The following is a 22,031-nucleotide window of genomic DNA, read 5'->3' as shown; positions in this document are numbered from 1 at the left end:
TCGGTTCCGGGATAACGACATGCATAAAATCAGAAGCTTACAGAAGGTCGGGCGAATCCTATTCGCCGCGACATGCTGTAGATATTCCGGCTCCTTTGTATTCCGCTTCCGAACCACCTAACTGGTTGGAAACGGATTGGAACATCATGGCGCAGCGACGCTCGTCCCTCGGCTTTCTCGGCATGTTCGGCCGCTCGGGTGATTTGCGGCAGCTCGATGCCGCCTTGCGCGGCGCCGACCTGCATCCCGCCCTTGTGCCCGAAGGGGTGAAACTCACCATCGTCAATCTGATGAAGGACCACTGGCCTGAGGAGCCGCCGCCGCAGGCCTATGCGCAGGTGGCGAACCTGTTCAGCTACTGCATCGCCGGACCGGAAACCTTCGAACGTTCGCAAGGCTTGCTGCAGCGGCTCGACGCAGAGCGCCGGATCGAGGCGGCTCTCGAAACCGGCGACAGCTTCGATGCGCAGATCGTGCTAATGGCGCTGCACGCCAAGCTGATCAACGCCGAGGTCGTCGAACGCTACGGACTGGTCGCCGACTAAATCGCTTGACGGGGAGCGGGCTACCCGCCCATGCCGCCGCGCGGCAGCTTGATCATGTCGCCGAAGCGGGCGCGCAGCTTGTCGTCGAGCAGCTTCGGCACATGGCGCGGAAAGCGCTCGGCAAGGACACGCTTCTTCTCGATGATTGCCCGTTGCAAGATGTCGGGCCGCCCCTTTTCGTTCCATTCCTTCGGCGAAAACCGGTCGCCGACGGCGGGATAGAAATATTCCGTCTGCATCAGCCGCAACGTCTGCTCGTTGCCGAGATAGTGCCCCGGGCCTTTCAGGCAGACATCGGCGATGGTGTCGATCGACAGCGCTTCGTCGGTCACCTCGATCCCGCGCACGCAGCGCAGGCAATGGCCGAGCATGTCGTTGTCGATGATCAGGCTCTCCAGGCAGAAGCCGAGCAGCGAGGCATGCATGCCGGCCGATTCATAGACGAGGTTAAGCCCCGCAAGGCCTGCCATCACGTCGGTGATGCCCTTTTCATAGCCGGACTGGATGTCGGGCAGCTTCGAATCCGTCATGCCGGCGGCCGAACCGCCCGGCAGGTCGTAATATTGCGCCATCTGGGCGCAGGCCGCGGTCAACACGGCCTGCTCGGCAGAGCCGCCCGACATGGCCCCTGTGCGCAGATCCGACACAAACGGCCAGGTGCCGAAGATCGCCGGATGCCCTGGTTTGATGGCGTTGACATAGACCAGGCCGGCCAGCACTTCGGCGACCGCTTGGACCACGGCGCCGGCAATCGCCGCCGGTGCCGTGGCTCCGGCCTGGCCCGCCGACAGCAGCAGGATTGGAATGCCGCCCTCGACGCAGGCCTCGAGCACGCCGCAGGCGTCCTCGGCGAACTTCATCGGCGGCACGACGAAGCAGTTCGAGTTCGACACGAACGGCCGGGCGCGGAAATTCTCCTCGCCGCCGGCAATGGCATAGAGCATTTCGAGCGCCGGCTGCACGTTCTCGCGCACCGTGAACGAGGTGCCGACATGCTTGGACGTGCCCATCACGCAGGCATAGAGCGTATTGAAGTCCATCTCGAGCGGATCGGGAATGTCGCGCGGCACCATCGGCCGCTGGAAGAAATGGATGTTGTCCAGCCCTTCGACGATGCGGGCGGCGTCATAGATATCCTGCAACAGCGATTCGCGGTATTCGCGCTTTTCGACATCGACCAGATGAACCGCGGCGCCTGCCGTGCCGTAGTGCACGCGCTTGCCCTGGATCACCATGTCGTGTTTGGGATCCTGGCCGTGCAAGGTGAAATTCCGTGCCGCCTTCTTGATCGTCTCGAGCACCAGCGCGCGTGGAAACCGGATGCGGCCATCGTCGCCATAGCTGGCGCCGGCCTTGGTCAGCGCCTCGATGCAGGAAGGGATGGCATTGGCGAAGCCGACTGTTTCCAGAAGCGTCAGCACCGCCTCGTGGATGCGCTCGCGATCATTGCCCTTGAGCGGTCCGTAGCTGCCGCCTTCAAGGCCGGCGCGAACCGGCTTGATGTCGTCGGCCAATGGCGCTGCCCGCATGGCGCGGCGCGCTTCGCGTCCGCCGGAGCGGCGTGAGCGTTGATCCGCCGCCGCTTCCTGCTTTTCAAGAACCACAGACATGGAAGCACTCCACCTTTGCTGAGAAACAGCGCGGCGGTTGATCCACCATCGGCTGCTTCTTCCCCTTTGTGCCACGACTATGCCGCCGACATTGGCACAGCCTATGAGCCAGCCGGTCCGGTTGCATAAGCCAGAAGGAGCCGGAGCCGCTGCTGGCGGCTCCAGGGAGAGGGGATCAGGCGGCTGCGGGCCTGCGGCCGGCTGCGGTGGCCAGCTCCCGGATGCCGGGCTCGATGTGCTGCAGCGCGATCGAGGAAATACCCAAGCGCATGAAACGCGACGGCTTTTCGGTGCGGTCGAAGAAGCGGTCGCCCGGCTCGATGATGACGCTGCGCGAGGCTGCGGCTTCGGCCAGACCGCGGGAATCGGTGCCGCGTGGCCCTTCCAGCCACAGCGACGTGCCGCCGGCCGAATCGGTCGAGCGCCACTCCGGGAGGAAAGCCGAAATCGCATGGACCAGGCGCTTGCGCCGCTCGTCGAAGGCGCTCGACAGCCGCCGCACCAGCGCTTCGTGATGGCCGAGCGACAGGAACAGCGCCACGGCGCGCTGGTTGTTTGCCGGCGGATGGCGCAGCATGAAGCGGCGCAGTGCCCTGAGTTCGGCAATTAGTCCAGCCGAGGCCACGATGTAGCCAAGCCGCAGGCCGGGGGCCAGTGTCTTCGACATCGAGCCGACATAGACGACACGGCCGGAGCGGTCGAGGCTCTTCAGCGCCTGCTGCGGCGCCTCGTCGAGCAGCTGGCTGTCATAGCCGTCCTCGATGATGATCTGGTTGTGCCGGTTGGCGCGCGCCAGAAGATCCTGCCGCCGTTCCGCCGACAGGGGCACCATGGTCGGGCAATGATGGCTGGGCGTGACGAAGACGAAGCCGGAATCATTGGGAATAGAAGAGGTTACGATGCCGGACTGGTCGACCGGCACCGGCTCGATGTCGGCGCCCGCAAGGCGGAAGATCGAGCGCGCGTCGGGGTAGCCCGGGTCTTCCATCGCCACCTTGGAGCCCTTGGTCATCAGCAGCGAGGCGAGCATGTAGAGCGCATTCTGTGCGCCCAGCGTGACGATGATTTCATCCGGATTGGCGAAGATGCCGCGCCTGGGCAGCAGCCGCGCCTGGATCTGCTCGATCAGCAGCGGGTCGTCGCGGTCGACCATGTCGGACGCCCAGTTGCGGATCTCCAGCACGGCCAGCGCCATGCGGTTGCACTCACGCCACTCGGCGGTCGGGAACAGTGCCGGGTCGAACTGGCCGTAGACGAAGGGATAGGACGACTTGATCCAGTTCTCGTGCTTGGCCGGCGGCGGCATGTCGCTTGCGGCGATCTGCCGGCGCGCCTTCCAGTCGATCTCGTTGGCCTGGTCGGGTGCCTTCTGGTGCGGCTTGGCGGGTGTCGCCAGCACGTCGGGATTGACGAAATGGCCGCGCCGCTCGCGCGCCACTAGAAAACCCTGGTCGACGAGCTGCTGGAAGGCCAGCACCACGGTCCCGCGCGCCACACCGAGTTTTTCGGCCAGGATACGGCAGGAAGGAAGCGGCATCGAAGCGGCGATCTGGCGGTCGAGAATGGCGGCCACGATGGCTTGGCGGATCTGCGCCTGCAGGGTCTGGCCGGATTCGGCCGAAATCCGGAACAGGCCGGACCATATCGCCGTGTCGTTTCTCTGTGGCATGGAAGATGTTCCTCGATGGCCAGCTTTTTTCGCTTGGCTGGACCAGCCGAACGTACCCGTGGCACAAGGGGTTGCGCCAATCAATTTTTCTGATCTTTGGGATTTATGCCAGTGATCCTTCAGGCCCGAACCAACGCGCTGCTACCTCCCTGCTCAATACATTGTGTCATCGCATCGTGATGCGCTGCGTCATCGCCGCGTATTGACCGGATGGAATTCGGCTCAATAGTTTCGGCGCGACGACACGCGCCGGAAACATCCGGTCTGATATGGTGCGTCCAAAACGACAGGAGTCCCCGCCAGTGGATCAGTCAGCCTTCCAGAAACAGCTTGCCGCCCTGCGCGATCATCGCGCTGCGGCGCCCGCCAGCATGCGCCAGGCCTTTGCCTCAGATCCGCGGCGGTTCGCGACATTCTCGGCCACGGACAACGAGATGTTGCTCGACTGGTCGAAATGCGCCGTCGACGCGACCACCATGGATCTGCTGGAAAAACTGGCCGCCGCCGCCGATCTCGAAGGCCGCCGCACCGCCATGTTCGCCGGCAAGAAGATCAACGTCACCGAAGACCGCGCCGTGCTGCACACGGCACTGCGCAACCTCAGCGGCAAGGGCGTCACGGTCGACGGCCAGGACGTCAAGGCCGATGTCATTTCCGTGCTCGACGCGATGGGCGCCTTCGCCGATGCCATCCGCTCCGGCAAGGCAACAGGGGCCACCGGCAAGAAGATCACCGACATCGTCAACATCGGCATCGGCGGCTCGGACCTTGGCCCGGCCATGGCGACGCTGGCCCTCGCTCCCTATCATGACGGACCGCGCGCGCACTATGTCTCCAACATCGACGGCGCCCATATCCACGACACGCTGAAGGGGCTGTCCGCCGAAACCACGCTGTTCATCATCGCGTCCAAGACCTTCACAACGGTCGAGACGATGACCAATGCGCAGACGGCGCGCGACTGGGTGCAGAAGGCGCTCGGCAAGGAGGCCGTGGGCAAGCATTTCGCCGCCGTCTCGACCGCGCTCGACCTGGTGGCCAAGTTCGGCATCGAGCAGGATCGTGTCTTCGGCTTCTGGGACTGGGTCGGCGGCCGCTATTCTCTCTGGGGCGCGATAGGCCTGCCGGTCATGATCGCCGTCGGCCCACGGAATTTCCGCGCTTTTCTCGATGGCGCGCACGAAATGGACGAGCATTTCCGCACCGCGCCACTCCCGAAGAACCTGCCTACACTTCTGGGGCTTGTCGGCTGGTGGCACCGCGTGATCTGCGGCTATCCGGCCCGCGCGGTCATCCCCTACGACCAGCGCCTGTCCAGGCTGCCGGCCTATCTGCAGCAGCTCGACATGGAATCGAACGGCAAGAGCGTCACGCTTGACGGCACGCCGGTGGCGACGCCGACCGGGCCGCTGGTCTGGGGCGAGCCAGGCACCAACGGCCAGCACGCCTTCTTCCAGTTGCTGCACCAGGGCACCGATTTGATCCCGGTCGAGTTCCTCGCCGCCGCCGTCGGCCACGAGCCCGACCTCAAGCACCAGCATGACCTGCTGCTCGCCAACTGCCTGGCGCAGTCGGAAGCCTTGATGAAGGGCCGTACGCTGGAAGAGGCGCGCGCGCAGATGCTGGCCAAGGGCATGAAGCCTGCCGATGTCGACCGGATCGCGCCGCATCGTGTCTTCTCCGGCAACCGGCCCTCGGTGACCATCCTCTACCGCAAGCTCGACCCGCGCACCTTCGGCCGGCTGATCGCGCTCTACGAGCACCGCGTCTTCGTCGAGGGAACGCTGTTCAACATCAATTCCTTCGACCAGTGGGGCGTCGAGCTCGGCAAGGAACTGGCCACCGGCCTGCTGCCTGTCGTCGAAGGCAAGGAAAGTGCCGCCAAGCGCGACGCATCGACCGCTGGCCTTGTGGGATACATCCACCAATTGCGTGGTTCGGAGTGAAAAGTTTGGCAGACATAAAGGGGATATTGTTCGACAAGGACGGGACACTTGTCGACTTCAACGCGACCTGGCTCGGCGTCGCCGATTTCATGGCCATGGACGCAGCCGACGGCGATCGCTGGAAGGCCGACAGGCTGCTCGCGGCCGCCGGTTTCGATTTTGCCAACCGCCGCTTCAAGCCTGACTCCATCTTTGCCTCCGGCACCAATCTCGACGTCGTCGAACTGTGGTTTCCGCGCCTCTCCAACGAGGACCAGATGCTGGCCGTCGCCCGCTTCAACGAGATCACCTCGGTGCAGGGCTCGGCGATGGCGGTGGCGCTGCCCGATATCGTTGACACGCTGGCTCTGCTGCACAAGCGATCCTACCGGCTTGGCATAGCCACCAACGATTCGACCAGCGGCGCGGAGAAGACCTTGGTCACGCTCGGCGTGGCGCAACTGTTTGTCGCCGCTTACGGATATGACGCCGTCGCCAATCCCAAGCCGGCCCCGGACACGATCCAGGCCTTTTGCGACCTTACCGGCCTGAAGCCAAGCGAGATCGCCATGGTCGGCGACAACCGGCACGATCTCGAAATGGCGCGCGCCGGCGGCTGCGGCCTCGCGGTCGGCGTGCTCTCCGGCACCGGCACGCGCGAGTCGCTGGCCGAGATCGCCGACGTCATCCTGGATTCGGTTGCCGATCTGCCGGATTTCCTATCGGCACGGGTCAAAGAGACGGTCTGATCGGCAAGGCGGGGGACTGTTCGGTCTCGAGGCGAAAGACAGCACTCGGTTTCAGCGTGGCGTCTTTCGCCTCGCCGAAGTCCGGCACCTTGTATTCGGCAAGCAGCCGCAGCCGCGATCGCGGCAGATAGGCCCGGCCCGGATCGCCGACCAGGACTTCGATGCCGGCGGCGAGGCATCGGTCAAGGAAAGGCAGTACCACCAACGTGACTTCCTGCCCGTAGAACACGTCGCCCGCGAGCACCAGGTGCACGGCGGGCGGTGGCCCCGTGGTGATGTCGTCCCCGACGACCGTAATCGCGACGCCGTTCGCCGCCGCATTGAGGCCGATCGCCGCAACACCATTGCGGTCGATCTCGGCGGCGATCACCGTGCTGGCGCCGGCCTTCGCGGCCGCAATGCCGACAAGGCCGGAGCCGGCTCCGAGGTCGAGCACGCGGCGGCCGGCCACGATCTTCGGATGGTCGAGGACATAGCGCGCCAGCACCGCGCCGCCGGCCCACGCATAGGCCCAGTAGGGCGGCTGCGGATCCGGCGCTTCATCGTCCGTAGCGCCATCGTCTTCAGGGTCGACGAGGCGCCTCAATCCGCTGCCCGGGTGAGCGGTGTAAAGCTGGATTTCGGGAAGCGCTGGTACCGGGACAAGGCGCATATTCGCCTTGATGAACACTGCCGGGTCGAGGCGGAGGCGCCGGTCCGGCGCATCGTCGTCGGCGAGACCCACTATTCGCGCAAAGCCCGGCGCAGGATCTTGCCGACCGGCGTCTTCGGCAATTCGGTCCTGAACTCGATGTATCTGGGCCGCTTGTAGCCGGTCAGGTTCTCGCGGCAAAAGGCGGTGATGGCTTCGGCGGTCAGCGCCGGATCCTTCTTGACGATGAACAGCTTCGGCACTTCGCCCGAATGCTCGTCCGGCACGCCGATCGCCGCCACTTCGAGCACGCCGGGATGTGCCGCCACGACCTCCTCGAGTTCGTTCGGATAGACGTTGAAACCGGAGACGAGGATCATGTCCTTCTTGCGGTCGACGATCTTTGTGTAGCCGCGCTCGTCCATGAAGCCCATGTCGCCCGACTTGAAGAAGCCGTCCTCGGTCATCACCTTGGCGGTCTCGTCCGTCCGGTTCCAGTAGCCGGCCATCACCTGCGGTCCCCTGATGCAGATCTCGCCGACCTCGCCCAGCGGCACGTTGTTGCCGTCGTCGTCGCGGATGGCGATTTCGGTCGAGGGCAGCGGCAGGCCGATAGTGCCGGTGAACTCACCGGAACTGAACTTGTTGGCCGTCGCCACCGGTGAGGTCTCCGAAAGGCCATAGCCTTCGCTGACGGGACAACCGGTCAGCGCCTTCCAACGCTCGGCGACGCCCTTCTGGACCGCCATGCCGCCGCCCAGGGTCAGAAGCAGCGGCTTGAAGTCGAGCTTGCGGAAGTCCTCATTGTTCAAGAGCGCGTTGAACAGCGTGTTGAGGCCCGGAAAGATATGGATCGGATATTTGCCCATTTCCTTGACGAAGCCGGGAATGTCGCGCGGATTGGGGATCAGTATGTTCTGGCCGCCCATCTGCATGCCCATCAGCGCATTCACCGTCAGCGCAAAGATATGGTAGAGCGGCAGTGCGCAGACGAGGTTGAGATGGGCTGGCTTCGGCTTGACCGTGTAGGCGTCCTGCAGCCAAAGCGAATTCTGCGCGACATTGGCCAGCACATTGCTGTGCAGGAGGGTGGCGCCTTTCGAGATTCCTGTGGTGCCGCCTGTATATTGCAGGAAGGCGACATCACTGGCGGCCACCGTCGCAGGCTTGAAAGCCATGCCGCGACCAGCCTTCAGGGCCGCATTGAACTTCACATGGCCGGGCAATGACCAGGCCGGCACCATCTTCTTGACGCGGCGCACCACCAGATTGACGATCGAGCCCTTCAGCCCGCCGAGCATGTCGCCCATGGCGGCGACTATGACATGCTTGACCGAGGTCCTGGCGACGACCGCCTGCAAGGTGTTGGCGAAGTTTTCGAGTATGACGATGGCCTGCGCCCCGGAATCCTTGAGCTGATGCTCCAGTTCGCGCGGCGTGTAGAGCGGATTGACGTTCACCACCGTGAAGCCGCCGCGGGCGACCGCCATCATCGCCACGGGATACTGCAGCACGTTCGGCATCATCAGGGCGACGCGCGCGCCCTTCTGCAATCCGGTGGATTGCAGATAGGCACCGAAGGCCGCCGAAAGCTGTTCGAGTTCAGCGTAGGTGATGGACTTGCCCATGCAAGTGAAAGCCGGCTGACCGGCGAACTGCTTGCAGGCGCCAACGAGGAAGTCGCCGATGGAACCGTAGGGAAGGGCGCCGATCTCGGCCGGCATGTTCTTGGGATAGCTGTTGAGCCATGGCTTTTGCGGCAGGCCGGCGGTGAGTTCGGTGAGCGCCTTCGGCAGCCGGTGGCTGGTTGCAGCCGCCGGCTTCGAGACCGGTGCCGTCTTTGCTGGTGGTGGCGAGCTCTTCGTCGTCGCGGCCTTGCTCGGCCCTTTGGACGCGGACGCCTTTGGCGGCGCGGCTTTCGTCGCCGGCTTCTTGCCGGTCCCGGCGCTGGCCGCTGCTTTTGCCGTGGGGGTATTCTTGGCGGGTTTGGCCGCCGCTTTCGCGGCTGCGGCCTTGCCCGCAGCCTTGTCTTGCCCATCGGTGCCGGCGGCTGGTTTCGAGATCGCCTTGGCCGGCGCTTTCATTGGCGCCTTAGATGCTTTTGCCACCCGTTCCTCCTCGACAACCCTGGTCGCCTGTTTCTCGTTGGCCTGTGCCGCACCGCCCCCGGATCGATGGAGACGTCCTCCGCTGCCGCCAGTTGTCATCTATGTATTGCCTCTATCGGCGGCGGTGCAAGTCTTGCCCTTGCGGCAAGACGCCGAAAGATTTGCCGCCGAAAATCTTTCCCGTCGGCAGCACCTCGAACCGGTATCTTTCCGCATCGATGGCCTGTTGAAGGCGGCGCGCGGCACCCCCCGTCGCCGGCCGTCGGATCAATAAAAAAATGCGGTCGTTAATAATATCGTGAATAGAAAAAACTGCTAATTTTTTCTGCCATTTAGCGGAATCGCGGATTTTTTTCCTGCTTCCCGCGGGGTAAGCAAACGGGGTGTTCCAAAGCCGCAAAAACGGTGCTTATATGCGCGCTCGCGAGCCTGATAGAGGGGCTTGGCAGAACATCAGGGAGTGCTCAATGAAGAAGAAATTGACTTTTGCAGCCGCGTTGCTGGCTGCAAGCGTCCTGGGAGGCGTGGCCAACGCGAAAACTCTGGTCTATTGCGCGGAGGCGTCGCCGGAAGGTTTCGATCCGGCGCCGTACACTGCGGGACAGACGTTCGATGCGTCCTCGCGTACCGTTTTCAACCGCCTCGTCGAATTCGATCACGGCAAGACCTCGGTCTCGCCCGGCCTTGCTGACAGCTGGACGATTTCCGATGACGGCAAGGAATATACTTTCAAGCTGCGCAAGGGCGTCAAGTTCGCGCCCACAGACTATTTCACCCCGACGCGCGACCTGAACGCCGACGACGTGGTGTTCTCGTTCCAGCGCCAGGTCGACAAGAACGGCCCCTGGTTCCAGTACATACCGGGCATTGCCTACCAGTATTACAATGACCAGTTCGGCGACAACATCACCAAGGTCGAGAAGGTCGACGACCTGACCGTGAAGTTCACCCTCAAGGAGCCGGCGATCACCTTCATCCCGACGCTGGGCATGGATTTCGCCTCGATCGTCTCGAAGGAATATGCCGACAAGCTGCAGGCCGACAAGACGCCTGAACTGTTCAACCAGAAGCCGGTCGGCACCGGCCCGTTCATCTTCGTCGACTACCAGACCGACGCCGCAATCCGCTATAAGGCCAACCCGGACTATTGGGGCGGCAAGCAGAAGATCGACGATCTGGTCTTCGCCATCACCACCGATCCGGCGGTTCGCGCGCAGAAGCTGAAGGCCGGCGAATGCAACATCATGTCCTACCCGGCGCCGGCCGATATTAAAGGCCTGCAGGCTGATCCGAACCTGACGGTCGCGGAGCAGGAAGGCCTCAACGTTGGCGCGTTGATGTACAACACCCAGCAGAAGCCGTTCGATGATGTCCGTGTCCGCAAGGCGCTCAACATGGCCATCAACAAGAAGGCCATCATCGACGCCGTGTTCCAGGGCGCAGGCCAGGTGGCGATCAACCCGATCCCGCCGACCATGTGGTCCTACAACAAGGCAGTGAAGGACGATCCATACGATCCGGACGCGGCCAAGAAGATGCTTGAAGAGGCCGGCGTCAAGGACCTCAAGATGAACGTCTGGGCCATGCCCGTGTCGCGTCCTTACATGCCGAACGCGCGCCGCACCGCCGAGCTGATCCAGGCCGACTTCGCCAAGGTCGGCGTCACCGTCAACATCGTCAGCTACGATTGGGGTGAATACCTCAAGCGCGCATCGGCGGTCGATCACGACGGCGCCGTCATCGTCGGCTGGACCGGCGACAATGGCGATCCGGACAACTTCCTCGGCGTTCTCCTGAGCTGCGCGTCCGTCGGTTCGAACAACCGCGCGGAATGGTGCAACAAGGACTTCGATGCGCTCATCAACAAGGCCAAGACGGTTTCCGATCAGGCCGAGCGCACCAAGCTCTACGAACAGGCACAGGTCATCTTCAAGGAGCAGGCACCGTGGGCAACGCTCGCCCACTCCAAGGTGTTCATGCCGATGCAGAAGACCGTCTCCGGCTTTGCGATGGATCCGCTCGGCATCCACCGCTTTGACGGCGTCGATATCGCCGAATAAGGTTCGCGAAACGGGGCGGCGCCACAAGGTGCCGCCCCACCTCGCCCGCCATGCTGCGTTATATCCTCGGCAAGCTCGCCCTCATCATCCCGACCTTCATCGGGATAACCATCCTCGCTTTCGGCTTCGTGCGCATCCTGCCCGGTGATCCGGTGCTGGTGCTTGCGGGCGAACGTGGCCTGTCGCCCGAACGTCACACGGCGCTGATGCACCAGTTCGGTTTCGACCAGCCGATCTGGCAACAATATCTGACCTATCTGACCAACATCCTCAGCGGTGATTTCGGCACTTCGTTTTCAACCAAGACGCCGGTGCTCAGGGATTTCCTGGTGCGGTTCCCAGCGACGGTCGAACTCGCCGTCTTCGCCATGATCTTCGCCGTCATCTTCGGCGTCGCCTTCGGCATTTTCGCCGCAATCCGCCGTGGCTCGTGGTTCGACCAGCTGACAATGGGTACCGCGCTCGCCGGCTATTCCATGCCCATCTTCTGGTGGGGCCTGCTGCTCATCATCGTCTTCTCCGGTACGCTGCACTGGACGCCCGTCTCGGGCCGCATCGACCTTCTCTATTTCTTCAAGCCGGTCACCGGCTTCATGACCATCGATTCCCTGATCTCGGGCCAGAAGGGCGCCTTCCGCTCGGCGGTATCGCACCTCATCCTGCCCACCATCGTGCTCGGCACCATTCCGCTGGCGGTCATCGCCAGGCAGACGCGCTCGGCCATGCTCGAAGTGCTGGGCGAGGACTATGTGCGTACCGCGCGCGCCAAGGGCCTGGCGCCGCGCCGCGTCATCGGCCTGCATGCCTTCCGCAACGCGCTGATCCCGGTCGTCACCACCATCGGCCTGCAGGTCGGTACGCTGCTCACCGGCGCCATCTTGACCGAGAGCATCTTTTCCTGGCCGGGCATCGGCAAATGGATGATCGACGCCATTTCCAAGCGCGACTATTTCACCGTGCAGGGCGGGTTGCTTTTGATCGCGCTGATCGTCATGTCGGTGAACCTTATCGTCGACGTGCTCTACGCCGTCATCAACCCGCGCATCCGGGCGAATTGACATGACCAATGAAGGCCCAGCCACAATCGAAGCCGCGACCGTCGTCAAGCCGCAGGACGCCCGCCTGCAGATGTTCGCCGAGTTCTGGCACTATTTCTCCATCAACAAGGGCGCGGTGATCGGCCTCTTCGTCTTCGCCCTGCTGATCCTGATCGCCATCTTCGCGCCGCTGCTCGCGCCGCATTCGCCGGACGATCAGTTCCGCGACTTCTTCCTGACGCCGCCGGCCTGGCAGGCGGGCGGCAACGCGCAGTTCCTGCTCGGCACCGACGCCGTCGGCCGCGACATGCTTTCGCGGCTGATCTATGGCTCGCGCTTCTCGCTCGCCATCGGCTTCGTCGTCGTCACCACCGCGCTGATCTCGGGCGTCATCCTCGGCCTGCTCGCCGGCTACTGCCGCGGCTGGGTCGACACGCTGATCATGCGCATCATGGACATCATCCTTGCCTTCCCGTCGCTGCTGCTCGCGCTGGTGCTGGTCGCGGTGCTTGGCCCCGGCCTCGTCAACGCCATGATCGCCATCGCCTTCGTGCTGCAGCCGCACTTCGCCCGCCTCACCCGCGCCGCGGTGATGGCGGAAAAGACCCGCGAATATGTGGTCTCGGCCAAGGTCGCCGGCGCCAGCCATGTCAGGCTGATGCTGGTCACCATCCTGCCCAACTGCATCGCCCCGCTGATCGTGCAGGCGACGCTCTCCTTCTCCAACGCCATTCTCGAAGCCGCTGCCCTCGGTTTCCTCGGCATGGGCGCGCAGCCGCCGACACCTGAATGGGGCACGATGCTCGCCGAAGCGCGCGAGTTCATCCTGCGCGCCTGGTGGGTGGTGACCTTCCCCGGCCTCGCCATCCTGATCACCGTCTTTGCCATCAACCTGATCGGCGACGGCCTGCGCGACGCCCTCGACCCCAAGCTGAAGAGGTCGTGAGCATGTCCCTGCTCGAGATCAAAAACCTCACCGTTTCCTTCGACACCGCCGCCGGGCCGTTCATGGCCGTGCAAGGCATCGACCTTTCGATCGAGCCGCGCGAGGTGCTGGCGATCGTCGGCGAGTCCGGCTCCGGCAAGTCGGTGTCGATGCTGGCGGTCATGGGGCTTTTGCCCAACACCGCGACAGTCAAGGCCGACCGCATGGCCTTCGACGGCGTCGACCTGTTGAAGCTCAGCCCGTCCGAACGGCGCAAGATCGTCGGCAAGGACATCTCGATGATCTTCCAGGAGCCGATCGCCAGCCTCAACCCGTGCTTCACGGTCGGCTTCCAGATCGAGGAGGTGCTGCGCTTCCACATGGGCATGGACCGCGCCCAGCGCCGGGCGCGCGCCATCGAGTTGATGAAGCTGGTCGGCATCGCCGATCCGGAAGACCGGCTGAGCTCGTTTCCGCACCAGATGTCGGGCGGTCAGTGCCAGCGCGTCATGATCGCCATCGCCATCGCCTGCAATCCGAAGCTGCTCATCGCCGACGAGCCGACGACCGCGCTCGATGTCACCATCCAGAAGCAGATCCTCGATCTGCTCGTCTCGCTGCAGGCCAAATACGGCATGGGCCTGATCATGATCACCCACAATATGGGTGTGGTGGCCGAGACCGCCGACCGCGTCATCGTCCAGTACAAGGGCCGCAAGATGGAAGAGGCCGACGTGCTGTCGCTGTTTGAATCGCCGAAGAGCAACTACACACGCGCGCTGCTGTCGGCGCTGCCGGAAAACGCCGTCGGTGACCGACTGCCGACCGTTTCCGACATGCTGTTCGAGCCGGCGCCCTCGGTGGCGGGAGCCTCGGCATGAGCACCACGGTTCTCGAAGGCAAGAACATCGTTCGCGACTACCATATCGGCGGTGGCCTGTTCACCGGACCGCGCACCGTGCATGCGGTCAAGGGCGTCTCCTTCACGGTGGACAAGGGCAAGACGCTCGCCATCGTCGGCGAAAGCGGCTGCGGCAAGTCCACGCTCGCCCGCATCATCACCTTGATCGATCCCGCGACGTCGGGCGAACTGTTCATCGACGGCAACAAGGTCGATATCGCCAAGGGCGGATTGACGAAGGAGATGCGCCGCAAGGTGCAGATCGTCTTTCAGAACCCCTACGGGTCGCTCAATCCGCGCCAGAAGATCGGCGACGTGCTTGGAGAGCCGCTGCTGATCAACACCGACAAGCCGGCCGCCGAGCGGCGGGACCTCGCCATGAAGATGCTGAAGAAGGTCGGCCTCGGTCACGAGCACTACAACCGCTATCCACACATGTTCTCGGGCGGCCAGCGCCAGCGCATCGCCATTGCTCGTGCGCTGATGCTCAACCCGAGCCTGCTGGTGCTCGACGAGCCGGTTTCGGCGCTCGATCTCTCGGTGCAGGCGCAGGTGCTCAACCTGCTCGCCGACCTGCAGGATGAGTTCCAGCTGACCTATGTCTTCATCAGCCACGATCTCTCCGTCGTGCGCTACATCGCCGACGATGTGATGGTGATGTATTTCGGCGAGGCCGTCGAATACGGCTCGCGCGACGAGGTCTTCTCGGACCCCAAGCACAGCTACACCAGGACGCTGTTTGCCGCGACGCCGCGCGCCGACGTCGCCAGCATTAAAGCGAGGCTGGCGAAGAAGAAGGCGGCCTGACCGGAGGTCAGGCACGGCCCATCCGGTTACGACAGCTTGGCGATGATGGCGCGCAGCGTCTCGCCGAACTTGTGAATTTCCTCGACGGTGTTGTAGTGGACCAGCGAGGCGCGGACGGCGCCGCTGTCCATCGACAGGTTGAGACGTTTCATCAGCCGTGGCGCATACATGTGACCGTCGCGGATGCCGATCTGCATCTCGGCCATTTCCTCGACGATCCGCTGCGGCGACAGCTTGCCGATGTTGAAGCAGAAGGTCGGCACGCGCTCGTTGATGCGAGCTTCGTCGGCGACGCCGTAGATGGTCGCGCCGTTGTCTTTCAGTACGCCCATCATTTCGCGCGCCAGAACCAGTTCATAGTCGCGGATAGCGCCCATGCCGGCGACGATGTTTTCGCGCCGCGAGCGGTTGTTGGACGGCGCGAGATTGCGGCCGATCAGTTCGAGATACTGCACGGCGGCATCCATGCCCGACACGTTCTCGTAGATGAAGGTGCCGGCTTCGACCTTGTAGGGCGGCTCGTCCGGAATGAAATCCTCGCGGAAGGTGGGCAGCCGCTTCAGTGTTTCGAAGCGGCCCCACAGGAAGCCCATATGCGGCGAAAAATTCTTGTAGCCGGAACAGACGAGATAGTCGCAATCCCAGGCCTGCACGTCGATCAGTCCATGCGGCCCGTAATGCACGCAGTCGAGGAACACTTCGGCGCCGGCCGCATGCGCGATTTTAGCCACCGAGGCGACATCGACGATCGAGCCGATCGAATGCGCCGTCACCGTGCAGGCGACGAGACGGGTGCGGTCCGAAACCAGCGGCTTGAGGTCGTCGACATGCAGATTGCCGTCCTCGCGCATGCGCCACCACTTGAATTTGGCGCCGGCGGATTCCAGCGCCAGCCACGTGGCGATGTTGGCATCATGGTCCATGTCGGTGATGACGATCTCGTCGCGCTCCTGCAGCATCTGGGCGATGCCGATGCTGACGAGGCGGATGAAGGAGGTGGCGTTCATGCCGAAGCAGATTTCCGCCGGGCTGTAGGCATTGACCAGCACGGCGACGCTCTCACGGGCATCGGCGACCGACTGGTCGACGGTGACACTGCGGCTATAGCGACCGCCGCGCTGCACATTGTGCGCAACCAGATGGTTGGTCACCGCGTCGAGCACGTTCTGTGGGATCTGTGCCCCGGCGGCGTTGTCCATGAAGATGAAATCGCCGGCCCGCTGCAAGGCAGGGAACATGGCGCGGATGGTGTCGACGGGGAAGCCGCCGGTGGCCTGGGGATTGCTCAAGGGTATCTCCTGAAGTGCTTGTGGGGGTGGCTAGCGGTTTTTCTCGTCCTTGAAGCGAGCTTCAAGCAGGCTGACGAGACGAACCATCGGCCAAAGGAAGATGAGATAGACCAGTGCCGCGCCGATCAGCGGCGAGGGGTTGGCGTAGAGCGACTGCGCGTTGGTTGCTTCCTTCAGCAACTCCGGCAGCGCCACGGTCGAGGCCAGCGACGTGTCCTTGAACATCGAGACGCAGTTGCTGGTCATCGGCGGGATGACGACGCGCACCGCCTGCGGCAGCACCACCTTGCGCAAGGTCAAAAGGAACGGCAGGCCAAGCGCCTGCGAGGCCTCGAACTGGCCGCGCGGAATGCTCTCTATCCCGGAGCGGAACACTTCGGCCGAATAGGCCGACATGATGATGGCGAACGCGGTGACCGCCGAAGCCCAGGACGACAGGCGTATGCCGAGGAACGGCAGCGCATAGTAGATCAGGATCAGCACGACGAGGACCGGCAAGGCGCGGAAGATGTCGGTGTAGCCGACCGCGAGCCAGCGCAGCGGCTTCGGCGCGTAGAGCCGCAACAGGCTGATCACCAGGCCGATGGGAATGCCGATGCCGATGCTGAGCAGGCCAAGCAGCAGCGTGTTCAGGAAGCCGCGCAGCAGCGCCGGCAGGCTCGACGCGATGACGTCGGCATTGAAGAAAGTGTCGATCAGCGACATCGGAGCATTCCCGAACGGTGTTGCGTCATCTGACGCCGGAGCCCGACCCGGAATATCAAGATCGGCTTTGCCGAACGGATGCTGGTCCCAGGAAGGTTATGCGTGAAACGGGACGTGCCGACCCTTCTGGAACCGGCACGCCTTCCGTCTGTCGGCCGCCGCTCAGGCCTTGGGCAGCGGCATTTCCTTGACGGTCGAGGAATCGGCCGGCGCGTCGCTACCGAACCACTTCTTGTGGATAGCGGCCAGCGTGCCGTCCTTCTTCATTGCCGTCAGCGCGTCGTTGAGCTTGCCGAGCAGCGGATGATCCTTGGTCATCATCAGGCCGTACTGCTCGCCCGTCTTGATGCGCTGCTTGACCGTCAGGTCCTTCATCTTGGTGAAGGAGTACTGCATGCCCGGAATGTCGCTGACGGCAGCGTCGATGCGGCCGGCGCTGAGGTCGAGCAGCAGGTTCTGCTGCGTGTCATAGCCCTTCACGTCGCTGAAGCCGTCGGCTTCCTGGTGCGCCTTGACCCAGGTCTCGCCGGTCGAGCCCGAGAGCACGCCGACGATCTTGCCCTTGAGGTCGGCCTCGGCGTTGACCGCACTGTCGGTCTTGGTGGCGATGCCCATGTCGGAATCATAGTAGGGCTGGGTGAAGGACTGCGACTTCAGCCGCTCCGGTGTGATCGTGATCGAGGAGATGGCGACATCGATGCGCTTCGAGGTGGTGGCGGCGAACAGCGCCTGGAAGCCGAGATCGGCGATGTCGGTGGTCATGCCGACGCGCTTGGCCGCCTCGTTGACGATGTCGACCTCAAAACCCTCGAAGGTGCCGCTCTCGTTCTTGTATTCGAAGGGCGGGTTGGTCGGGTAGGCGCCGACATTGAGCACATCGGCGGCATAGGCGGCTGCCGGTCCGGTGGCGATGCCGATTGCCGCGGCGAAAAGGATGAGATTGCGACGGGTCAGGTTCATTGGTGGTCCCTCTGGGGTGTTCCCTCTGGTTGTTGATCGGGCGGCTGGTCCGCACGGTTTTCTTGCCGTCCCGCCTCCCAGCGGGGCGTCAATTCATGATGGCGATGACGCGCTCGAGCGCGGCCGCGATTTTGTCGCGGTCGCATACGCATTCACGCGCGAAAGGTTGGCGATGTTCTCGGTTTGCAGGTCGCGGATCTGTGCTCGCGCACCATCGAAAGCATAGCGCGTGCCGGACGTTGACTGGGGCAGCACAAACGACAAGGACTGAAACCCCTTCCACCCGGAGCACCACGATGAGCCGCCCGGAAAGCCCTCCAGCCCGACAGCCGCCATCGATCTCGAATGCTTACCCAAAGCACGGCGCTTTTCAAGGAAAAGTTTTAAGTTTAAAGAAATTTCTTGGCTTGCTCGAACGGGCGCTGGCGCGAGTCGTCCCCCGCCAGTTCGGCTCGCGCGGCGGCATAATTGGCTGCTGCGCCCGCGCCGAGAAACATCGTGTCGCTGGCCAGGACGAAAAAGCCGGCGCCGACGGCTGCCCATTGGCCGACGGTCTGCGGGCTGGCGCAAAATATGCCGGAGGTCTTGCCGTGCGCGATCGTCACGCCGATGATCCTGCGGATCGCATCCGCGAGCTTGTCGGCGCCCTTCGGTCCGACCGCATCGATCGACACGGAGAGGTCGCCGGGGCCGACGAAGATCACGTCGATACCATCGACGGCGGCGATCGCCTCGATGTTGGCCAATCCTTCCGAGGTCTCGACCTGAACCGCCACGACGATCCTGTCATTGGCGCCGGCCAGATATTCCGGAATGCGATAGCCATAACCAGCCGCACGGCCAGGTCCAACGCCACGCTCGCCCAGTGGCGGATAGCGGGACGCTTTCACCGCCATCGCCGCCTGTGCCGGTGTCGAGACGCGGGGCACTAGAACGCCTTGCGCGCCGCTGTCCAATGCCGCCTGGATGGCTTCGGGCGCATGGCCGGGAACGCGCACCATCGCCGGCATACGATGGACATCGGCGGCGCGCACCATGGTTTCGATTATGTCGCGCGAGATCTGGGCATGCTCCCAGTCGATGCAGAGAAAGTCGAGGCCGGACAGCGCCAACACTTCGACCGCGACGGGGTGAGGAATGGCTGCAAAGGAGCCGACGAGGTTGGCCTTGCCGATGCACTTCTGGCGGAACTCGCTCATGCCGATCCCTTTTTTCATCCCGCCAAATTCATATCGGCAAACCGGCGCGAGGCGAAGCTATTTCATGCTTGAAATATTTTCGCGGAGCCGTAGCGTGCGATCTTCGCCGGGAGGTCGCGACATGAACAAAGCACATCCGTTGCACGGCTCCAACAAACTGAAGCTTGGCGTTTTCTCGACCAACGCCGATGGTGGCCTTGCCATATCGGATGTGCCGGAACGCTGGACGGCGAGCTGGCAGGACAATCTGACGGCCGCGCAGCTCGCCGACCGCGCCGGGCTGGAGTTCCTGTTGCCGATCGCTCGCTGGCGTGGCTTTGGCGGCCGCAACAAGGTGCGCGAGCGGTCGTTCGAGACCTTCACCTGGGCGGCGGCGCTCGGCGTGGCCACCGACCGGATCGGCCTGTTCATGACCGTGCACGTGCCGCTGGTGCATCCGCTCTATGCCGCCAAGGCGCTGGCGACAGTCGACCACATCAGCCAGGGCCGTGCCGGCCTCAACATCGTCTGCGGCTGGAACCCGAAGGAATTCGGCATGTTCGGCACGCCGCTGGTCGAGAAGGGTTACGACCAGGCGGCCGAATGGATCGAAATCTTGGAGAAGCTCTACGCATCGGCGGAGCCGCTCGACTATGAAGGTACCTATTATCATCTGAAGGAGGCGGTCAGCCGGCCGGCCAGCGTGCAGGTTCCGCGTCCGGTGACGATGAACGCCGCTTTCGGCGGCCCGGGCCGCGATTTCGCTGCGGCCCATTGCGACTACCTGTTCACGACCTTTTCCGAGATGGGCGATGCCGGCAAGCATGTCGCCGACATCGGGGAGCGGGCCGACAAGGTTGGCCGCGAGGTCGGCGTCTACACCGTGGCGCATGTCGTCTGCCGCCCGACCATGGAAGAGGCGCAGGCCTACTATGACAGATATTCCGTCGATCTGGCCGATCACGAGGCGGTCGATGCCCACATGGCCGGCAAGAAGGAATTCTCGCAGTCGCACGACCCGCATGCCTATGACCGCTACCGCCAGCGTTTCGCCGGCGGCGCCGGGACCTATCCGCTGGTCGGAACGCCGCAGACGATCGCCGCCGAGATGGCCGCCATTGCCGCGCACGGCTACCAGGGCATCGCGCTGTCCTTCGTCAACTACACCAGGGAATTGCCCTATTTCTGCGATCAGGTGCTGCCGCTGCTGAGGCAGGCCGGGCTTCGCGAATAAACTATTCCGGGGAGACGAATTCTTTATTCCGGAACGACGGCGGTCGCCTGGATCTCCACCTTGGCGCGGTCCTCCACCAGCGCCACCACCTGCATGGCGGCCATCGCTGGAAAATGCCTGCCGATCACCTCGCGATAGGCCTCGCCGATTCCCTTGAGGTTACCGAGATATTCGGCCTTGTCGGTAAAATACCAGGTCATCGAGGTGATATGTCGTGGCTCCGCGCCGGCCTCCGCCAGCACCGCGACGATGTTCTGGAGCGTTTGCCGCACCTGACCGGCGAAATCGTCGGTCTCGAACTGGCATTGCCCGTTCCAGCCGACCTGTCCGCCGACGAAGACGAGCCTGCCGCGCGCCGCGACACCATTGGCGTAGCCGACCGGTTTTGCCCAGCCTTCCGGCTGCAGGATCTCGTGCATGTCGTCTCTCCGCCTATCCAATATCGGGCCCGCAATATCCGTGTCGAAAACAATCCAGTCCCAGGTCGCGACCTGTTCAGGCCGCGCCCATCACTTGCCGCGCGATCACCACTTTCTGCACGTCCGACGCACCCTCATAAATGCGCAGCGCGCGGATTTCGCGATACAGGCTCTCGACGATGTGGCCTTTGCGGACCCCGTCGCCGCCATGCAACTGCACCGCTTTGTCGATGACCTCCTGCGCCTTGTCGGTGGCAAACAGCTTGGCCATCGCCGCCTCGCGTGTCACCCGGGCGGCGCCCATGTCCTTGGTCCAGGCGGCGCGGTAGACCAGCAGCGCCGCCGCATCGATATCGAGCGCCATATCGGCGATGTGGCCCTGCACCATCTGCAATTCGGCCATCGGCGCGCCAAACAATTTTCGCTCGGCCACTCTGTTGATGCTTTCATCGAGCGCCCGGCGGGCAAAGCCGAGCGCCGCCGCGCCGACGGTCGAGCGGAACACGTCGAGCACCGACATGGCGATGCGGAAACCGTCGCCCGGCTTGCCGATCAGCGCCGAGGTGGGCACGTGGACCTGGTCGAACGAAAGCCGCGCCAGCGGATGCGGCGCGATGACTTCGAGCCGTTCGGCGATGCCAAGACCAGTGGCGTCTCCAGGCACGATGAAGGCGGAAAGCCCCTTGGCGCCGGGCGCCTCGCCCGTGCGGGCAAAGACGACATAGAGGTCGGCGATGCCGCCATTGGAGATCCAGGTCTTCTCGCCCGCGAGAATGTAGCTGTCGCCATCGCGGGTCGCCGTCATTTCGGTGTTGGTGACGTCCGATCCGGAGCGCGGCTCCGACAGAGCGAAGGCGGCGATCGCCTTGCCGGCGCGCGTCTTTGCCAGCCATTGCTGCTGGCCCGGCGTGCCGAACAGGCTGAGCGCCCCTGTGCCAAGCCCCTGCATGGCGAAGGCGAAGTCGGCCAGCCCGTCATGGCGCGCCAGCGTCTCGCGCGTGATGCACAGCGTGCGTACGTCGAGCGGTCCGGGATTGTCGGTGTCGAGTGCCGTCGGCTTCAGCCAGCCGTCCTTGCCGAGCTTCGCCACCAGCTCGCGGCAGGCGGCGTCGACGTCATGGTGGTCGACGGGGAGGTTTTTCGCGCACCATGCGTCGAGCTGTTCGGCGAGTTCGCGATGGCGATTCTCGAAGAACGGCCAGTTGAGGAAGGAGCGGTCAGGCATGGGTGCCTCCGCGGTACAAGGTTAGTGCTCTACGGCGCCCCCCTCTGTCCTGCC

21 protein-coding genes are annotated in these 22,031 nt (G+C 63.7%); 10 read left to right on the top strand and 11 right to left on the bottom strand.

Annotated features, from left to right (window positions below; all coding sequences use genetic code 11):
- Nucleotides 1–146 precede the first annotated feature (146 nt).
- Complete coding sequence (locus C7I87_RS12895; RefSeq protein ID WP_149904555.1) at nucleotides 147–545, top strand: hypothetical protein; 399 nt, start codon at nucleotides 147–149, stop codon at nucleotides 543–545.
- A 20-nt stretch (nucleotides 546–565) separates the two neighbouring features.
- Here the strand turns inward: C7I87_RS12895 and C7I87_RS12890 are convergent, their stop codons facing one another.
- Nucleotides 566–2,155 carry a trimethylamine methyltransferase family protein gene (locus tag C7I87_RS12890; RefSeq protein WP_149904554.1) on the bottom strand — a complete coding sequence of 530 codons (1,590 nt, stop codon included), beginning with the start codon at nucleotides 2,153–2,155 and terminating at the stop codon, nucleotides 566–568.
- A gap of 175 nt (nucleotides 2,156–2,330) precedes the next feature.
- The gene (locus C7I87_RS12885; RefSeq protein ID WP_015314107.1) at nucleotides 2,331–3,824 is read right to left on the bottom strand and encodes a MocR-like pyridoxine biosynthesis transcription factor PdxR; all 1,494 of its coding nucleotides are present in this window, start codon (nucleotides 3,822–3,824) and stop codon (nucleotides 2,331–2,333) included.
- Nucleotides 3,825–3,829: 5 nt separating this feature from the next.
- On the opposite strand from C7I87_RS12885, the gene C7I87_RS12880 reads away from it, so the two are divergent.
- From C7I87_RS12880 to C7I87_RS12870, 3 genes are all read left to right on the top strand, one after another.
- Nucleotides 3,830–4,030: a hypothetical protein gene (locus tag C7I87_RS12880; RefSeq protein ID WP_149904553.1), complete on the top strand. Its 201-nt coding sequence runs from the start codon at nucleotides 3,830–3,832 to the stop codon at nucleotides 4,028–4,030.
- Nucleotides 4,031–4,126: 96 nt separating this feature from the next.
- Nucleotides 4,127–5,770 (top strand): glucose-6-phosphate isomerase, encoded by a 1,644-nt coding sequence (gene pgi / locus C7I87_RS12875; RefSeq protein WP_149904552.1) that lies wholly within the window; start codon nucleotides 4,127–4,129, stop codon nucleotides 5,768–5,770.
- A gap of 5 nt (nucleotides 5,771–5,775) precedes the next feature.
- The gene (locus C7I87_RS12870; RefSeq protein WP_149904551.1) at nucleotides 5,776–6,498 is read left to right on the top strand and encodes an HAD family hydrolase; all 723 of its coding nucleotides are present in this window, start codon (nucleotides 5,776–5,778) and stop codon (nucleotides 6,496–6,498) included.
- On the opposite strand, the gene C7I87_RS12865 is transcribed toward C7I87_RS12870, so the two are convergent.
- The 3 genes from C7I87_RS12865 to C7I87_RS12855 form a co-directional block, all read right to left on the bottom strand.
- Nucleotides 6,482–7,222, bottom strand: coding sequence for a class I SAM-dependent methyltransferase (locus tag C7I87_RS12865; protein WP_373424682.1), 741 nt, complete (start codon nucleotides 7,220–7,222; stop codon nucleotides 6,482–6,484). The two genes, C7I87_RS12870 and C7I87_RS12865, sit on opposite strands and share 17 nt — an antisense overlap.
- Nucleotides 7,222–9,237: a long-chain-fatty-acid--CoA ligase gene (locus tag C7I87_RS12860; RefSeq protein ID WP_149904550.1), complete on the bottom strand. Its 2,016-nt coding sequence runs from the start codon at nucleotides 9,235–9,237 to the stop codon at nucleotides 7,222–7,224. Before C7I87_RS12860 ends, C7I87_RS12865 begins: the two co-directional genes overlap by 1 nt.
- Before the next feature lie 112 nt (nucleotides 9,238–9,349).
- A complete protein-coding gene (locus C7I87_RS12855; RefSeq protein ID WP_149904549.1) occupies nucleotides 9,350–9,637 on the bottom strand; it encodes a hypothetical protein in 288 nt (95 codons plus the stop codon).
- A gap of 67 nt (nucleotides 9,638–9,704) precedes the next feature.
- On the opposite strand from C7I87_RS12855, the gene C7I87_RS12850 reads away from it, so the two are divergent.
- From C7I87_RS12850 to C7I87_RS12830, 5 genes are all read left to right on the top strand, one after another.
- Entirely contained in the window at nucleotides 9,705–11,297 is a 1,593-nt protein-coding gene (locus C7I87_RS12850) for an ABC transporter substrate-binding protein (RefSeq protein WP_149904548.1), read from the top strand.
- Nucleotides 11,298–11,347: 50 nt separating this feature from the next.
- A complete protein-coding gene (locus C7I87_RS12845) occupies nucleotides 11,348–12,355 on the top strand; it encodes an ABC transporter permease subunit (protein WP_149904547.1) in 1,008 nt (335 codons plus the stop codon).
- Between the two features lie 70 nt (nucleotides 12,356–12,425).
- Complete coding sequence (locus C7I87_RS12840) at nucleotides 12,426–13,280, top strand: ABC transporter permease subunit (protein WP_188393830.1); 855 nt, start codon at nucleotides 12,426–12,428, stop codon at nucleotides 13,278–13,280.
- Nucleotides 13,281–13,282: 2 nt separating this feature from the next.
- Entirely contained in the window at nucleotides 13,283–14,140 is an 858-nt protein-coding gene (locus tag C7I87_RS12835) for an ABC transporter ATP-binding protein (RefSeq protein ID WP_149904545.1), read from the top strand.
- Nucleotides 14,137–14,967: a dipeptide ABC transporter ATP-binding protein gene (locus C7I87_RS12830; protein WP_127278113.1), complete on the top strand. Its 831-nt coding sequence runs from the start codon at nucleotides 14,137–14,139 to the stop codon at nucleotides 14,965–14,967. Before C7I87_RS12835 ends, C7I87_RS12830 begins: the two co-directional genes overlap by 4 nt.
- A 26-nt stretch (nucleotides 14,968–14,993) precedes the next feature.
- Here the strand turns inward: C7I87_RS12830 and C7I87_RS12825 are convergent, their stop codons facing one another.
- The 4 genes from C7I87_RS12825 to C7I87_RS12810 all read right to left on the bottom strand — a co-directional run bounded on the left by C7I87_RS12825 (nucleotide 14,994) and on the right by C7I87_RS12810 (nucleotide 19,120).
- Nucleotides 14,994–16,205, bottom strand: a complete 1,212-nt coding sequence (locus C7I87_RS12825; RefSeq protein ID WP_246696264.1) for a cysteine desulfurase-like protein — start codon at nucleotides 16,203–16,205, stop codon at nucleotides 14,994–14,996.
- A gap of 81 nt (nucleotides 16,206–16,286) precedes the next feature.
- A complete protein-coding gene (locus tag C7I87_RS12820; protein ID WP_149904543.1) occupies nucleotides 16,287–16,961 on the bottom strand; it encodes an amino acid ABC transporter permease in 675 nt (224 codons plus the stop codon).
- A gap of 162 nt (nucleotides 16,962–17,123) precedes the next feature.
- Nucleotides 17,124–17,921 carry an ABC transporter substrate-binding protein gene (locus C7I87_RS12815; protein WP_149904542.1) on the bottom strand — a complete coding sequence of 266 codons (798 nt, stop codon included), beginning with the start codon at nucleotides 17,919–17,921 and terminating at the stop codon, nucleotides 17,124–17,126.
- Between the two features lie 389 nt (nucleotides 17,922–18,310).
- Nucleotides 18,311–19,120: an HpcH/HpaI aldolase family protein gene (locus C7I87_RS12810; RefSeq protein ID WP_149904599.1), complete on the bottom strand. Its 810-nt coding sequence runs from the start codon at nucleotides 19,118–19,120 to the stop codon at nucleotides 18,311–18,313.
- 121 nt (nucleotides 19,121–19,241) lie between these two features.
- Between C7I87_RS12810 and C7I87_RS12805 the strand changes: the two genes are divergently transcribed.
- Entirely contained in the window at nucleotides 19,242–20,333 is a 1,092-nt protein-coding gene (locus tag C7I87_RS12805) for an LLM class flavin-dependent oxidoreductase (RefSeq protein ID WP_149904541.1), read from the top strand.
- A 23-nt stretch (nucleotides 20,334–20,356) separates the two neighbouring features.
- Here the strand turns inward: C7I87_RS12805 and C7I87_RS12800 are convergent, their stop codons facing one another.
- Together C7I87_RS12800 and C7I87_RS12795 are read right to left on the bottom strand one after the other, a co-directional pair.
- On the bottom strand, nucleotides 20,357–20,752 hold the full coding sequence (locus C7I87_RS12800) for a RidA family protein (protein WP_027142129.1): 396 nt from the start codon (nucleotides 20,750–20,752) through the stop codon (nucleotides 20,357–20,359).
- Nucleotides 20,753–20,828: 76 nt separating this feature from the next.
- Complete coding sequence (locus C7I87_RS12795; protein WP_149904540.1) at nucleotides 20,829–21,977, bottom strand: acyl-CoA dehydrogenase family protein; 1,149 nt, start codon at nucleotides 21,975–21,977, stop codon at nucleotides 20,829–20,831.
- Nucleotides 21,978–22,031 lie beyond the last annotated feature (54 nt).

The organism is Mesorhizobium sp. SARCC-RB16n, from assembly GCF_008520305.1.
Classification (GTDB): Bacteria; Pseudomonadota; Alphaproteobacteria; order Rhizobiales; family Rhizobiaceae; genus Mesorhizobium.
Note: the sequence above shows the minus strand (reverse complement) of the source record. Positions and strands in the feature narration are given on the sequence as shown.

Coding starts and splice junctions, on each gene's coding strand:
- C7I87_RS12885 (WP_015314107.1), bottom strand. CDS start 3,824: ATGCCACAGAGAAACGACACGGCGATATGGTCCGGCCTGTTCCGGATT.
- C7I87_RS12820 (WP_149904543.1), bottom strand. CDS start 16,961: ATGTCGCTGATCGACACTTTCTTCAATGCCGACGTCATCGCGTCGAGC.
- C7I87_RS12880 (WP_149904553.1), top strand. CDS start 3,830: ATGTTCCTCGATGGCCAGCTTTTTTCGCTTGGCTGGACCAGCCGAACG.
- C7I87_RS12800 (WP_027142129.1), bottom strand. CDS start 20,752: ATGCACGAGATCCTGCAGCCGGAAGGCTGGGCAAAACCGGTCGGCTAC.
- C7I87_RS12810 (WP_149904599.1), bottom strand. CDS start 19,120: ATGAGCGAGTTCCGCCAGAAGTGCATCGGCAAGGCCAACCTCGTCGGC.
- C7I87_RS12805 (WP_149904541.1), top strand. CDS start 19,242: ATGAACAAAGCACATCCGTTGCACGGCTCCAACAAACTGAAGCTTGGC.
- C7I87_RS12830 (WP_127278113.1), top strand. CDS start 14,137: ATGAGCACCACGGTTCTCGAAGGCAAGAACATCGTTCGCGACTACCAT.
- C7I87_RS12835 (WP_149904545.1), top strand. CDS start 13,283: ATGTCCCTGCTCGAGATCAAAAACCTCACCGTTTCCTTCGACACCGCC.
- C7I87_RS12895 (WP_149904555.1), top strand. CDS start 147: ATGGCGCAGCGACGCTCGTCCCTCGGCTTTCTCGGCATGTTCGGCCGC.
- C7I87_RS12845 (WP_149904547.1), top strand. CDS start 11,348: ATGCTGCGTTATATCCTCGGCAAGCTCGCCCTCATCATCCCGACCTTC.
- C7I87_RS12795 (WP_149904540.1), bottom strand. CDS start 21,977: ATGCCTGACCGCTCCTTCCTCAACTGGCCGTTCTTCGAGAATCGCCAT.
- C7I87_RS12815 (WP_149904542.1), bottom strand. CDS start 17,921: ATGAACCTGACCCGTCGCAATCTCATCCTTTTCGCCGCGGCAATCGGC.
- C7I87_RS12825 (WP_246696264.1), bottom strand. CDS start 16,205: ATGTTCCCTGCCTTGCAGCGGGCCGGCGATTTCATCTTCATGGACAAC.
- C7I87_RS12890 (WP_149904554.1), bottom strand. CDS start 2,155: ATGTCTGTGGTTCTTGAAAAGCAGGAAGCGGCGGCGGATCAACGCTCA.
- C7I87_RS12840 (WP_188393830.1), top strand. CDS start 12,426: ATGTTCGCCGAGTTCTGGCACTATTTCTCCATCAACAAGGGCGCGGTG.
- C7I87_RS12850 (WP_149904548.1), top strand. CDS start 9,705: ATGAAGAAGAAATTGACTTTTGCAGCCGCGTTGCTGGCTGCAAGCGTC.